This is a genomic window from Streptomyces sp. NPDC057617, assembly GCF_042800555.1.
Lineage (GTDB): Bacteria > Actinomycetota > Actinomycetes > Streptomycetales > Streptomycetaceae > Streptomyces.
On record NZ_JBHVGV010000010.1, the window covers coordinates 312616 to 326404 of the forward strand.

Sequence of the window (13789 nt, forward strand, 5' to 3'; positions counted from 1 at the left end):
TGTCGAGAGTGGGGCGGCGGGGCTCCGGCCGGGGGCCGGCCGCCTCCGCGCTACTCCTGCCCGTACCGCGGGTCGACCGACTCCGGCGCCAGCCCCAGCAGCTCCGCCACCTGCTCGACCACGACCTCGTGCACCAGCATGGCGCGTTCGTCACGGTTCTTCGTCCGGATCTCCACCGGCCGCCGGAAGACGAGGATGCGCGCGGGCTGCTCCTTGTCCGCGGGCACCGAACTGCCGAGCGGTACGGTCTCCTCCTGCGTGGTGGGCACGTCCATCACCATGAACTCGACATCCGCGAGCTGCGGCCAGCGCCGTTCGAGCCGGTCCACGGAATCCCGTACGAGATCGCGGAACGACTCCGAGCGACTGGTGGAGAGCGGCACCTGCGGAGGTGCGACGGGCCCGCGCATTCCGCGGCCATGGCGGTCGCGCCGGCGCGGTCGTGGTTCGATCGGGCGGGGCGGTACGGGACTGTCCATCACTGACGCAGGGTAGCCCTCCCCGGCCCCCGCCGAACGCGCCGTCGTCCCGCTCGTACCTCATGTCGCATATTGAGCATTCCGGCCAAGGTTGGGCTCGAATGCATACGGTGCTGCGATCACCGATCTCATCGCTCTTGACAGGTTTTGTACCGAGTGGTGACTGGGTGACAGCTTGTGGCCTTCCCGTCACACGTCTTCCCATGCAGGTCAGGGGGGTTGCTTCCAGCCAAGTTGTGGCCGAAGTCACGGTGCGACACGGGGGAGTGACCTGGTGGAGAGTCGTCGCGGCCCGCTCAAGAGTGCGGTACCGTCCAACGTCGTGAGCCCTGTACGTCGCTGTTCGCGCACCGCGTGCGGCCGCCCTGCTGTCGCGACACTGACGTACGTCTATGCCGACTCGACCGCGGTCCTCGGCCCGCTCGCCACCTACGCCGAGCCTCACTGCTACGACCTGTGCGCGGAGCACAGCGAGCGGCTGACGGCACCGCGCGGCTGGGAGGTCGTCCGGCTGACGGACCCCTCGGCTCCGGCGCGCCCGAGCGGGGACGATCTGGAGGCGCTCGCCAACGCCGTACGGGAAGCCGCCCGCCCTCAGGAGCGCGCGGCCGAGGGCGGTGGCAAGCCGGCACGCGGGGCGGATCCGATGGAGGTCGGGCGCCGGGGGCATCTGCGGGTGCTGCGCTCGCCCGAGTCCTGAGCCGCTGTCTCCCCGGCCGGTTCCCCCGAGCCCGCTCCCTGATGCCGGGGGTTTCGGGCCCGCTCCCCGATTTCCGCTACGGATCCTGTGCGGACCATTGACCTCCGCTTGTCGCGGACACGACCATTCCTGCACTCGTGAGAGATCAGTTTCCGTATCGCGGAATCCGGAGGACTGTCGTGTTCGTACAGCAACTCGAACCTGTCGCCGACTCACTCGCACTCTCCGCACTCGTCGCCGCGTTACCTCTGGCCACCGTGCTGATCCTGCTCGGTGCCGTACGGATGAAAGCGCACCTCGCGGGGCTCATCGGCCTCGCCGTCGCGGTCGTGGTCGGCTGGCTCGCGTACGGAATGCCCCTCGGCCAGACCCTCTCCGCCGGCGCGCAAGGGGTGCTGTTCGGGCTCTTCCCGATCATGTGGATCGTCGTCAACGCCCTGTGGGTGTACCGGATGACGGTCCGAACCCAGCACTTCGACATCCTGCGCCGCTCCTTCGGGCGCCTCTCCGACGATCCCCGGATCCAGGCGCTCGTCATCGCCTTCTGCTTCGGCGCGCTGCTCGAAGCGCTGGCCGGTTTCGGGGCGCCCGTCGCGATCTGCTCGGTGATGCTGGTCGCGCTCGGCTTCGACCCGGTGAAAGCCGCAGTCGTTTCGCTGGTCGCCAATACCGCGCCCGTGGCCTTCGGCGCGATGGGCACACCGGTGGTGACACTCGCTCAGGTCACGGGACTGCCGCTGGACACGGTCGCGTCGGTCGTCGGCCGGCAGACCCCGCTGCTCGCCCTGGTCGTACCACTCGTGCTGATAGGGCTCGTCGACGGCAGGCGCGGGCTGCGCGAGACCTGGGTGCCCGCGCTGGCCTGCGGAGTCGCCTTCGCCGTCGCACAGTTCGCCGCCTCCAACTTCGTCTCCGCCCAGCTCGCCGACATCGGCGCCGCGCTGGCGGGGGCCGCGGCCCTGGTGGCGGTCCCCTCGGCGCGCAAGCCCGCGGCGGAGCCGGTACGGGCGGCGGTCCTCACGGGCGTACGGAGCGAGGACCTGGACCGCGAGGACCCGCGCCCGGAGGTGCTGCGGGCCTACGCCCCGTACGGACTGATCGTGGTGATCTTCTCGGCCGCCCAGATTCCGCCGGTCAAGGACCTGCTGGCGAAGGCGACCCGGCTCTTCGACTGGCCCTTCCTCGATGTCGCCGACTCGGCAGGGAAGCCGGTCGGCGCCAATGTCTTCTCCCTGCCACTCATCGCCACGGGCGGCACCCTCGTCCTGCTCGCCGGTCTGTTGACGGCCGCCGTACTGGGCGTACGGGCGGGGGACGCGGCACGGGAGTGGGCGGGCACGGTGCACGAACTGCGGTACGCGATCCTCACCGTCACCTCCGTACTGGCCCTCGCCTATGTCATGAACCTCTCCGGACAGGCGGCGACCATCGGCCACTTCGTCGCGGCGGCGGGCGCCGGGCTGGCGTTCCTCTCGCCGATCCTGGGGTGGTTCGGAGTCGCGGTCTCGGGCTCGGACACCTCGGCCAACGCGCTCTTCGGCGCGCTCCAGGTCACGGCGGCGAACGAATCCGGCCTGTCGCCCGCGCTGCTGGCCGCGGCGAACAGCTCCGGGGGAGTGCTCGGCAAGATGATCTCGCCACAGAATCTGACGATCGCGTGCGCGGCGGTGGGGCTGGCGGGGAAGGAGGGGGATCTGCTGCGCAAGGTGCTGCCGTGGAGTCTGGGGCTTCTCCTCGTGATGTGCCTGATCGTGGTCGGACAGAGCACGGCTGTGCTGGGATGGATGCTGCCCTGACGTCCCTGGGTCCGCGGCTTGACGTCCTTGGGTTGGGTCCTTGGCCTGACGTCCTTGGGTACCCGGCCTGACGCGTGCGGGGCCCAGGCTTGACGTCCTTGGGGCCCCGGCTTGGGTAGTTTGGCGTGGGCTCTGTCGTGGGCGCAGTGGCAGCACATATGGAGGGGTGGCCGTGGCCGATTTGTCGCAGCTCGTGAAGGCGTACGACGTGCGCGGGGTGTACCCGGACCAACTGGACGACCGGCTCGCGGAACTCTTCGGTGCCGCCTTCGTCCAGGTCACCGGGGCCGACGCGATCGTCATCGGCCATGACATGCGGCCCTCCTCGCCCGGACTGGTGTCGAGCTTCGCGCGGGGAGCCGTCTCGCGCGGAGCGGACGCCACGGTCATCGGGCTGTGCTCCACCGACCAGTTGTACTACGCGTCGGGGAGTATGAAGCTGCCGGGCGCGATGTTCACGGCGTCGCACAACCCGGCCCAGTACAACGGCATCAAGATGTGCCGGGCGGGCGCGGCGCCGGTGGGGCAGGACACGGGGCTGGCGGAGATCCGTACGCTGGTGGAGGGGTGGCTGGACGCGCTCGACGCGGGCGCGGCGGCTTCCGTACCCTCCGCACTCTCCGTAGCCGACTCGTCCGCGCGGCCGGGAACCATCACGCAGCGTGACACGTTGTCCGAGTACGCCGCGCATCTGCTGTCCCTGGTCGACCTCTCCGCGATCCGCCCGCTGAAGGTCGTCGTGGACGCGGGGAACGGCATGGGCGGACACACGGTCCCCACCGTGTTCGCCGGCCTGCCGCTCGATGTGGTGCCGATGTACTTCGAGCTGGACGGCACGTTCCCGAACCACGAAGCCAACCCGCTGGACCCGAAGAACATCGTGGACCTCCAGGCCCGCGTCCTGGCCGAGGGCGCGGACCTAGGCCTGGCCTTCGACGGCGACGCCGACCGCTGCTTCGTCGTCGACGAGCGCGGCGCGGGCGTCTCCCCGTCGGCGATCACCGCGCTGGTGGCGGCGCGCGAGCTGGCCAAGCACCCGGGCTCCACGGTGATCCACAACCTGATCACGTCCTGGTCGGTCCCCGAGGTCGTCAGGGAACAGGGCGGCACCCCCGTGCGCACCCGCGTCGGCCACTCCTTCATCAAGCAGCAGATGGCCGCCACCGGCGCGGTCTTCGGCGGCGAGCACTCCGCGCACTACTACTTCCGCGACTTCTGGAACGCCGATACGGGCATGCTCGCCGCGCTCCATGTCCTGGCGGCCCTCGGCGGCCAGGACGGACCCCTGTCCGCGCTGGTCTCCTCGTACGACCGCTACGCCGGCTCCGGGGAGATCAACTCCACGGTGGACGACCAGAAGGCCCGTACCGCCGCGGTCCGCGAGGCCTTCGCGGCGCGGGAGGGCGTCACCTTCGACGAACTCGACGGGCTGACGGTGACAGGCGCGGACTGGTGGTTCAATCTGCGGCCGTCCAATACGGAACCGCTGCTGCGCCTGAACGTGGAGGCACGCGACCAGGCGACGATGGCGAGGATCCGGGACGAGGCGTTGGCGCTGATCCGGGCCTGAGCTGGCGGAACGGGCTTCTGATCCGGGGCAGGGCCTTGAAACGGGGCCGGGCCCTGATCCGGTGGGCGGGCCCTGAACCGGGGCCGGGCGCGCCAGGAGTTCAGGAGGCGGTGTGCGGGCGGCAGTGCCCGGAGACGGGCAGGTGGGGCGGCCGACCCGTCGTCAGTCGCCTCCGTCAGGTGGTGCGGAAACCATCGGGTGAGCCCCACCCCGGCCCTCGGCGGTAGGCTGACGTGGCCCGATCCACCCGTTCCTGATCCACCCGTTTCTGCTCGCCTGTTCGAAGGGAACCACTCCATGCCGCTCGAAGCCGGCCTCCTGGAGATCCTCGCCTGCCCGGCCTGCCACGCGCCGCTGAGCGACCGCACGGCGGCCGACACCCCCGAGCTGATCTGCACCGGTGAGGACTGCGGCCTGGCCTATCCGGTACGGGACGACATCCCCGTCCTCCTCGTGGACGAGGCACGCCGCCCCGCCTGACCCGGCCCTTCCAGGCCAGGCGCCCCACCCAAGCGCGCCACGGCGTCCCGCGCCGGGCGATCGGAGGCCCCATCCCATGCTCGACGAGTCGCTGCTCGACGCTCCCGACGCGCTGGCCCGCGCCGACCGCCGCGGACTGCTCCGCGGCGCCGCCGAGGCCGGGGCCCGGGTACGTACCGCCCTGCGGCACACCGCCGAGGCCGGAATCGCCGCGCTCGCCCCCGAGGGCCGACCCCGCGCCGTACTGATCGCGGGCTCCGGAGCCGCCGCCACCGGTGTCGCCGATCTGATCGGCGCCCTGGCCGGCGGCACCGCGCCCGTCACCCGGCTGCGCCCCACGGGTGTCGCCCCCGCCGCCGGGGCGCTGCGCTGGGCCCTCCCGGGCTGGGCCGGCCCGGTGGACCTGCTCCTGATCGTCACCACCGAGGGCAGCGAACCCGGCCTCGCGCTCCTCGCCGAACAGGCCTACCGCCGCGGCTGTACGGTCGTCGCCGTCGCACCCCGGCAGTCGCCCCTGACCGAGGCGGTCGACGGTTCACGCGGTCTCCTCCTGCCGATGGCGGCCGCGCCGAACGAATGGCTTGAGCGGGAGCCCGTCCAGGTCGCCGGACCCGGCGCGCTCTGGGCCCTGCTCGTCCCGCTGCTCTCTCTCCTCGACCGCGTCGGCCTGATCAGCGCGCCCGTTGGCACGCTGCAACTCGTCGCCGACCGGCTGGACCGTACGGCCGAGCGCTGCGGCCCCGCCATCGCGACGTACAGCAACCCGGCCAAGACCCTCGCCGCCGAACTGGCCGACAGCCTCCCGCTGATCTGGACGGAGGGCACCGCCGCGGCCCCCGCCGGGCGCCGCTTCGCCGCCGTACTGGCCGAGCTGGCCGGCCGGCCCGCCCTCGCCGCCCAGCTTCCGGACGCCCTCCCCGCCCATGGCGCTCTCCTCGCCGGTGACTTCGCGGGCGGCGCCGACCCCGACGACTTCTTCCGCGACCGGGTCGAGGAGCGCCAGCCCCTGCGCGCCCGGGTCGTCCTGCTCCGCGACCGCCCGGTCGGCGGGCTCACCGCGGCCCCCGCGGCCCGCGAACTCGCCCTCGGCCACGACACGGCCATCAGCGAACTCGAACCCGAAGAGGGCAGCGAACTCGAAGCCCTCGCTGAACTGATCGCCGTCACCGACTTCGCCACCGTCTATCTGGCCCTCGCCGGAAGCGTCCCCGTATGACCCGTTTCCGTACGACATGATCCGCCTCCCGTAGGGCCCTTCGCGCGGCGATCGTTCGCGCGGCGACCGTACGTACGGCACGGATACCTTCGCCGGCACCACACCCGCGCCGCCGGCGTACGCCCCAACTCGGCACCCTCAACTCGTCAATTCGTCACCTCGTACCAGAAAGCTCACCCCATGGACCGCCTCTCGAACACCGTGCGCCCCTACGCCTGGGGCTCCACGACCCTCATCCCGGAACTGCTCGGGACCGCCCCCACCGGCGAGCCCCAGGCCGAGATGTGGATGGGCGCCCATCCGGGAGCCCCCTCGCGCCTCGACCGCGGCTCCGGCTCCGGCGAGCAGGCGCTGTCCGACCTCATCGACGCCGACCCCGAGGCGGAACTCGGCACGGCAGCGGCCCGGAAGTTCGGCCCCCGCCTGCCGTTCCTCCTCAAACTCCTCGCCGCCGCCTCTCCCCTCTCCCTCCAGGTCCACCCCGATCTCGCCCAGGCGAAGGAGGGGTACGAGGACGAGGAGCGCCGGGGCGTCTCCGTCGACGCCCCGCACCGCAACTACAAGGACGCCAACCACAAGCCCGAACTGATCTGCGCACTCACCCCCTTCGACGGCTTGTGCGGCTTCCGCGCCCCCGCCGAAGCCGCCGAACTGCTCGCGCGCCTGGACGTCGACTCGCTCAAGCCGTACGTCGATCTCCTCCACGCCCACCCCGAAGAGGCCGCGTTGCGCGAGGTCCTGACCGCCGTCCTCGGCGCCGACCCCGCCGCGATGGCCGCCACCGTCGCCGAGGCGGCCATGGCCGCCGAGCGGCTCGGCGGAGACTACGCGCCGTATGTGTCGATCGCGCGTCACTACCCCGGCGACCCCGGTGTCATCGCCGCCATGCTGCTCAACTACGTACAACTCCAGCCCGGCGAGGCCCTCTTCCTCGGCGCGGGCGTCCCGCACGCCTATCTCAGCGGCCTCGGCGTCGAGATCATGGCCAACTCCGACAATGTCCTGCGCTGCGGCCTCACCCCCAAGCATGTGGACGTTCCCGAACTCCTCCGGATCGTGCGCTTCGAAGCGAGCGAGCCGGATGTGCTGCGCCCGCAGGCATCCCCCTCCGGTGAGGAGCTGTACGAGACGCCCATCGACGAATTCCGGCTCTCCCGCTTTGCTCTCGCGCCGGGCGCCGCACCGCGCGACCTCACGGCCGGCACCCCCCAGATACTTCTCTGCACGGAGGGCACCCCCCGGGCGAACGATCTCGGCCTGACACCCGGCACCTCGGTCTTCGTCCCGGCGGGCGAGAAGGCCGAACTGTCCGGTACGGGCACTGTGTTCCGTGCCACAGTGGTGGTCTGATTCACCGTCCCCGTCCACGGCTGCAACAATGTCCCGCCGTACCGCGGCGCCAGGGCCGCAGCACCGAGGAAGGGACACCACGCACGCATGAGCGCGTCAGGCGGAACCAAGGCGATCGTGGCGGCACTGGGCGCCAACCTCGCGATCGCAGTAGCGAAGTTCGTGGCGTTCGCGTTCAGCGGTTCGTCGTCGATGCTCGCGGAGGGCGTGCACTCCGTCGCGGACTCCGGCAACCAGGGGCTGCTCCTTCTCGGCGGCAAGAAGGCACAGCGGGAGGCGACACCGCAGCACCCCTTCGGCTATGGACGCGAGCGCTACATCTACGCCTTCCTCGTCTCCATCGTGCTGTTCTCGATCGGTGGCATGTTCGCCATCTACGAGGGCTACGAGAAGATCAAGCACCCCCATGAGATCGAGGCCTGGTACTGGCCGGTCGGGGTGCTCGTCTTCGCGATCATTGCCGAGTCGATCTCGTTCCGTACAGCCATAAAGGAGTCCAACGCCACCCGTGGCTCGCTCTCCTGGACCCAGTTCGTCCGCCGCGCCAAGGCCCCCGAACTCCCCGTCGTACTCCTGGAAGACCTCGGCGCGCTCGTCGGCCTGATCCTCGCGCTCGGCGGTGTGGGTATCTCCCTGGCCACCGGCGACGGCGTCTGGGACGGCATCGGCACCCTCTGCATCGGCGTCCTTCTCATCCTGATCGCGCTGGTCCTGGCCGCCGAAACGAAGTCCCTGCTCCTCGGCGAGTCCGCGGGCACGGAGGACGTCGAGAAGATCGAGGCCGCGCTCGTCGACGGCGACGTCGTCACCGGCGTCATCCACATGCGTACGCTCCACCTCGGCCCCGAGGAACTCCTGGTCGCCGCCAAGATCGCGGTACAGCACGACGACACGGCCGCCGAGGTGGCGCGCGCGATCGACGCCGCCGAGTCGCGGATCCGCGAGGCGGTCCCGATCGCCCGGGTGATCTACCTGGAGCCGGACATCTACAGCGAGTCGGCCGCCGCCGCGGGCACCAACCCCGGCAAGGCACCCGGCGGCCCCGGTGCCGCCGCTTCGGACGCCGCTCACTGACCCTGCTGGTCCTGCTGATCCCGCTGTGACTCGATCTTGTCCTTTGACTTGAACTCATCTGACTTGATCTCATCGCCCTCTCTTCCTCGTTCGACTGTGGGCCGCTGGGCCGATCGGTGTAGATTCGTGACCAGTGCCAGACGTCGCTGCTGATGGCGGTCGGGCGGTCCGCCAGCGGACCGGCCGAGGGAGAGAGGGCCTCCGACGGACTGACCCGTGAGCGCTCGGGCATTCGTATGCCCTGCGCCGCAGAGCCAGCCGTACGCACCCACCCTCGACCCGATTCACGAGGAGCAGCTCGTTATGACGACTGTCGCCAACCGACAGGACTTCAAGGTCGCCGACCTCTCGCTCGCCGAGTTCGGCCGCAAGGAGATCACGCTCGCCGAGCACGAGATGCCCGGTCTGATGTCGATCCGCAAGGAGTACGCGGAGGCCAAGCCGCTCGCCGGCGCCCGTATCACCGGCTCCCTGCACATGACCGTGCAGACCGCGGTCCTCATCGAGACGCTGACCGCCCTCGGCGCCGAGGTCCGCTGGGCGTCCTGCAACATCTTCTCCACCCAGGACCACGCCGCCGCCGCCATCGCGGTCGGCCCCGAGGGCACCCCGGACAACCCCCAGGGCGTCCCCGTCTTCGCCTGGAAGGGCGAGACGCTGGAGGAGTACTGGTGGTGCACGGAGCAGGCCCTGACCTGGCCGAACACCCCCACCGGCGGCCCGAACATGATCCTGGACGACGGCGGTGACGCCACCCTCCTCGTCCACAAGGGCGTCGAGTTCGAGAAGGCCGGCGAGGCCCCGGACCCGGCGACCGCGGACAGCGAGGAGTACGGCCACATCCTGACCCTGCTCAACCGCACCCTCACCGAGAACCCGCAGAAGTGGACCCGCCTGGCGTCCGAGATCCGCGGTGTCACCGAGGAGACCACGACCGGTGTCCACCGGCTGTACGAGATGCAGCGCGACGGCGTCCTCCTGTTCCCGGCGATCAACGTCAACGACGCCGTCACCAAGTCGAAGTTCGACAACAAGTACGGCTGCCGCCACTCGCTGATCGACGGCATCAACCGCGCCACCGACGTCCTCATCGGTGGCAAGGTCGCGGTCGTCTTCGGCTACGGCGATGTCGGCAAGGGCTGCGCCGAGTCCCTGCGCGGCCAGGGCGCCCGCGTGATCATCACCGAGATCGACCCGATCTGCGCGCTCCAGGCGGCGATGGACGGCTACCAGGTCTCCACGCTCGACGACGTCGTCGGTATCGCGGACATCTTCGTGACCACGACGGGCAACAAGGACATCATCATGGCCTCGGACATGGCCAAGATGAAGCACCAGGCGATCGTCGGGAACATCGGTCACTTCGACAACGAGATCGACATGGCCGGCCTGGCCAAGATCGAGGGCATCGTCAAGGACGAGGTCAAGCCGCAGGTCCACACCTGGACCTTCCCGGACGGGAAGACGATCATCGTCCTGTCCGAGGGCCGTCTGCTGAACCTGGGCAACGCGACCGGTCACCCCTCGTTCGTGATGTCCAACTCGTTCGCCGACCAGACCCTGGCCCAGATCGAGTTGTTCACCAAGCCGCAGGAGTACCCGACCGATGTCTATGTGCTGCCCAAGCACCTGGACGAGAAGGTCGCCCGCCTCCACCTCGACGCGCTCGGTGTGAAGCTCACGACGCTCCGCCCGGAGCAGGCCTCGTACATCGGTGTCCCCGTCGAGGGCCCGTACAAGCCGGACCACTACCGCTACTGATCCACCCCGATCCACCCCCGCTGACGCACTGCCACTGATCCGCGGCAGCGGACCCCAGCGGTACCGGACAGGCCCCCGCACCCCCGTGTCGGGGGCCTGTTCCGTGCACCGACGAGCCGCAGCCGAGGCCCGCGCGTCCGCGTACGTGTGCGTGTACGCGGAAGAACGTCAACGGGCGCGTCAGTCGGCGAGGACCCGAAGGACCCGGAAGACCCCATGCCCCGCGGCCGTTATTCGCTCCATGATCCGCATGATCACTCCCCTCTCGGTGATGAGCACTTCCACTGCGCGCCAGGCCCCTCCGGCTGGCGCTACGTCTCCCAGATCACCACTCCCTCCGGCGGCCACGCCGGCTCCGTCGATCTGGCCCTCGACGAACTCGGCCGCCCCATCCGTCTCGAACTCCACGCCGCGAGCTGGCAGGTCCGAGGTGCCGCCCTGGACGGCGTCACCTGGGTCCGTACCGACCCCACCGGCGCCCATGCCACCGAAGGCACTGTGCGCGCCCATGCCTTCACCGGCATGTCCCCCGCCTTTCTCATCGCGACAGCGAGGCTTCTGCGGCTCACCCCCGGATCCCCCGCGACCCGCGTCCGCCTCGTCGCCTTCACCCAGCCCGTGCTGGCACCCCGGACCGTCGATCAGTCCTGGGCGCTGGTGAACAGTGAAGCGCACGCCACTGACAATGGCCCCCTGATCGTGGACGAGTACCAGGTCAGCGCCCTGGACACCGGTGAACAGCACACCGTTCACCTCGCCGGGGACGTCGTCGTATCGGCCCCCGGCATCGAACTCGAAGACCTGGAAACCCCGCCCTCCGCCATGCCCTGACGGCAGTCGGCCGCAGCTACGCCGGCGGCGCGAACCCGGTGGCCGGGGGCGCCTCGGGCGACGAGGGCCCAGAAGGCGTGGGACGGGGCGTGGACGTCGGATTCGACACCGGCACCGGATTGGGCACAGGCGGCGTAGGCGCGGCCGAGGGCCAGGTCGGGCCCGCAAGCCCAGCCGCAGGCGCAGGTGCGGTCACGGGCGCCGCGCCGGCGGAAGCCCCGAACGCCCGCCGTGCGTCCCGCGCCTGCCGCTCATGAACCACGGCCGCCAGATACGCCCCAGCGGCCACCCCCTGCGGCACCGGAGCCCCCGTACGGGCCGCCAGATCATCCGCGAGCCGCTCCGCCATCGACTGGCTCACCCCCGCGTCGAGCTGCTCCAGCCGCGTCAGGTACTGCCGTATCGCCAGCCACAGATCGTCCGGTACAGCAGAGAGGTCCAGCTCCGCGAAACGCCCCGCCAGCCACGGCGGAGGCGGCGGCACCATCGCCATACGCCCGGCCGGAACCCTCTCCCGTACGACCAGCGTCCCCGCGAAGACATCGCCGATCCGCCGCCCCCGCGCCGACACCAGCGACGCGATACAGGCGATGACCCCGAACGACATCAGGACCTCCACCACGCCCATCGCCCCCCGCACCAGCGCGTGCCGGAACCGTATGGGCCCGCCGTCGTCCCGTACGACCCGCAGCCCGCAGGCCAGCTTCCCCAACGAGCGGCCATGGCTCAGGGTCTCCACCGCGATCGGACCACCCACCAGGATCAGCAGAAACGATGCAATGGCCAGCGCCGTGATCGCCGCCTCGTCCAGCGAACCCGTCGACAGGGCGAGCACGAACGTCACCAGTAGGTAGACGACCCACACCGCCACCAGGTCGATCGCCAGCGCCAGAGCCCGGCTCGGCAGCTTCGCCGGGCGCAGCCCCAGTACGACCGCGTCGCCCGTCACAAGCTCATCCACCGAAGCCACCCTTCGCCCACCTTCCCTGCCCCTGAAACCATCAGTCTGCCAAGCTGACCCGGAGCGCGTACCAGCAGTGCAGCAGAGGTAGTGCGGCAGAGCAGTAAGTAGTACGGACCGACCGTACGCATCCAGTGCCTGGAGCAGCAGCCGACCATGGATCTCGATGTCTTCGTGACCGCCCACCGCGCCGAGTGGGAACGCCTGGAGCATCTCCTGCGTCGCGGCCGCCGTCTCAGTGGTGCCGAGGCCGACGAACTCGTCGCCCTCTACCAGCGCACGGCCACCCATCTCTCGCTGGTCCAGTCCACCGCTCCCGACCCGATGATCACGACGCGCCTCACCCAGCTCGTGGCCCGGGCCCGCGCTACCGTCACCGGCACGCGCCGTGCCACCTGGCGTGACGCCGTGCGCTTCCTGACCGCGGGCTTCCCCGCCGCCGTCTACCTGTCGCGGCGCTGGTGGATACCGACCGCGGTCCTCTCCACGCTCCTCGCCGCAGTCATCGGCTGGTGGGTCGGCGCCCACCCCGAGATCCAGTCGGCGATAGGAGCGCCGGACGAGCTGCGCCAGATGACGCGGCCCGGTGGCGAGTACGAGACGTACTACTCAAGCCACCCCGCGGCCTCGTTCGCGGCCCAGGTGTGGACGAACAACGCCCAGGCCGCCGCCATGTGCCTGGTCCTGGGTGCCTTCCTGTGCCTCCCGGTGATCTGGGTCCTCTTCATGAATGTGCTCAACCTGGGAGTCGGGATCGGGCTGATGTCCTCGGCCGGACGCCTCGACACCTTCCTCGGGCTGATCCTTCCGCACGGTCTGCTCGAACTGACGGCCGTCTTCGTAGCCGCCGGTACGGGCCTGCGTCTCGGCTGGACCCTGATCGACCCCGGGCCGTACAGCCGTCGTACGGCGATGGCCCAGCGGGGCCGCGCCGCACTCGGCATGGCCATTGGTCTGGCCCTGGTCCTGTTCGTATCGGGCCTGATCGAAGGCTTCGTGACCCCGTCGGGCCTGCCCACCTGGGCGCGCATTGCCATCGGAATCGCCGCTGAGCTGCTGTTTCTGGTGTACGTGTATGTCCTCGGCGGCCGCGCGGCACGGGCGGGCGAGGTGGGCGATGTGGAGGCGGCGGACCGGAGCGCGGAGCTGCCCACCGCCGCCTGATGTGCGCATCGCGTCTCCGACCTGTTAGTCTCCTCTTCGCCCCACAGGGACCGTTGACACGGTCTGGGTGGGGAGGTAGATTTGAACGGTTGCCTCGGAGTCGGTATAGATGCCGAGAGCACCGGAACATCTCTACGCGGCTCCCGACGGAATGAAGTTCCGTGGAGCCCCTCTCGATTCGCCTTTCAGATCATCAAGGCCGATGTGAGTCGGCCCGAATGTTTCTGATAAAGTCGGGTCAAGCCGAAAGGCAAAAGACCAACTTCGAAGGTCGCTGGAATTCACGAGGCGGAAGACGCCGAATGGATCTGGTAAAGTCGGAGACGCAAGACCGGAGGGAAAAGCCCGGAGGAAAGCCCGAGAGGGTGAGTACAAAGGAAGCGTCCGTTCCTTGAGAACTCAACAGC

General features: G+C 70.0%; 12 protein-coding genes. 10 read left to right on the forward strand and 2 right to left on the reverse strand.

The features are described 5' to 3' along the window. Positions 1–50: 50 nt before the first annotated feature. Entirely contained in the window at positions 51–479 is a 429-nt protein-coding gene (locus ACFU9P_RS25380) for a metallopeptidase family protein (protein ID WP_384084832.1), read from the reverse strand. A 274-nt stretch (positions 480–753) separates the two neighbouring features. Between ACFU9P_RS25380 and ACFU9P_RS25385 the strand changes: the two genes are divergently transcribed. The 9 genes from ACFU9P_RS25385 to ACFU9P_RS25425 all read left to right on the forward strand — a co-directional run bounded on the left by ACFU9P_RS25385 (position 754) and on the right by ACFU9P_RS25425 (position 11257). Continuing rightward, positions 754–1179 carry a DUF3499 domain-containing protein gene (locus ACFU9P_RS25385; protein ID WP_376386702.1) on the forward strand — a complete coding sequence of 142 codons (426 nt, stop codon included), beginning with the start codon at positions 754–756 and terminating at the stop codon, positions 1177–1179. A 179-nt stretch (positions 1180–1358) separates the two neighbouring features. Next, positions 1359–2975: an L-lactate permease gene (locus ACFU9P_RS25390; RefSeq protein WP_384084743.1), complete on the forward strand. Its 1617-nt coding sequence runs from the start codon at positions 1359–1361 to the stop codon at positions 2973–2975. Between the two features lie 172 nt (positions 2976–3147). Further along, positions 3148–4545 (forward strand): phosphomannomutase/phosphoglucomutase, encoded by a 1398-nt coding sequence (locus ACFU9P_RS25395; protein ID WP_384084746.1) that lies wholly within the window; start codon positions 3148–3150, stop codon positions 4543–4545. Positions 4546–4842: 297 nt separating this feature from the next. Beyond that, positions 4843–5025, forward strand: coding sequence for a Trm112 family protein (locus ACFU9P_RS25400; protein ID WP_046508144.1), 183 nt, complete (start codon positions 4843–4845; stop codon positions 5023–5025). Between the two features lie 76 nt (positions 5026–5101). Continuing rightward, positions 5102–6241: an SIS domain-containing protein gene (locus ACFU9P_RS25405; RefSeq protein WP_384084749.1), complete on the forward strand. Its 1140-nt coding sequence runs from the start codon at positions 5102–5104 to the stop codon at positions 6239–6241. Between the two features lie 180 nt (positions 6242–6421). Further along, complete coding sequence (gene manA / locus ACFU9P_RS25410) at positions 6422–7591, forward strand: mannose-6-phosphate isomerase, class I (protein WP_384084752.1); 1170 nt, start codon at positions 6422–6424, stop codon at positions 7589–7591. An 87-nt stretch (positions 7592–7678) separates the two neighbouring features. Continuing rightward, on the forward strand, positions 7679–8665 hold the full coding sequence (locus tag ACFU9P_RS25415; RefSeq protein ID WP_376386712.1) for a cation diffusion facilitator family transporter: 987 nt from the start codon (positions 7679–7681) through the stop codon (positions 8663–8665). 303 nt (positions 8666–8968) lie between these two features. After that, positions 8969–10426 carry an adenosylhomocysteinase gene (gene ahcY, locus ACFU9P_RS25420; protein ID WP_384084756.1) on the forward strand — a complete coding sequence of 486 codons (1458 nt, stop codon included), beginning with the start codon at positions 8969–8971 and terminating at the stop codon, positions 10424–10426. 216 nt (positions 10427–10642) lie between these two features. Next, positions 10643–11257, forward strand: coding sequence for a hypothetical protein (locus ACFU9P_RS25425; RefSeq protein ID WP_384084759.1), 615 nt, complete (start codon positions 10643–10645; stop codon positions 11255–11257). A 16-nt stretch (positions 11258–11273) separates the two neighbouring features. Here the strand turns inward: ACFU9P_RS25425 and ACFU9P_RS25430 are convergent, their stop codons facing one another. Beyond that, positions 11274–12218 (reverse strand): RDD family protein, encoded by a 945-nt coding sequence (locus ACFU9P_RS25430; protein WP_384084762.1) that lies wholly within the window; start codon positions 12216–12218, stop codon positions 11274–11276. 156 nt (positions 12219–12374) lie between these two features. Here ACFU9P_RS25430 and ACFU9P_RS25435 point away from each other — a divergent pair, with 156 nt between their 5' ends. Further along, on the forward strand, positions 12375–13382 hold the full coding sequence (locus tag ACFU9P_RS25435) for a stage II sporulation protein M (RefSeq protein WP_384084765.1): 1008 nt from the start codon (positions 12375–12377) through the stop codon (positions 13380–13382). Positions 13383–13789: the final 407 nt, after the last annotated feature.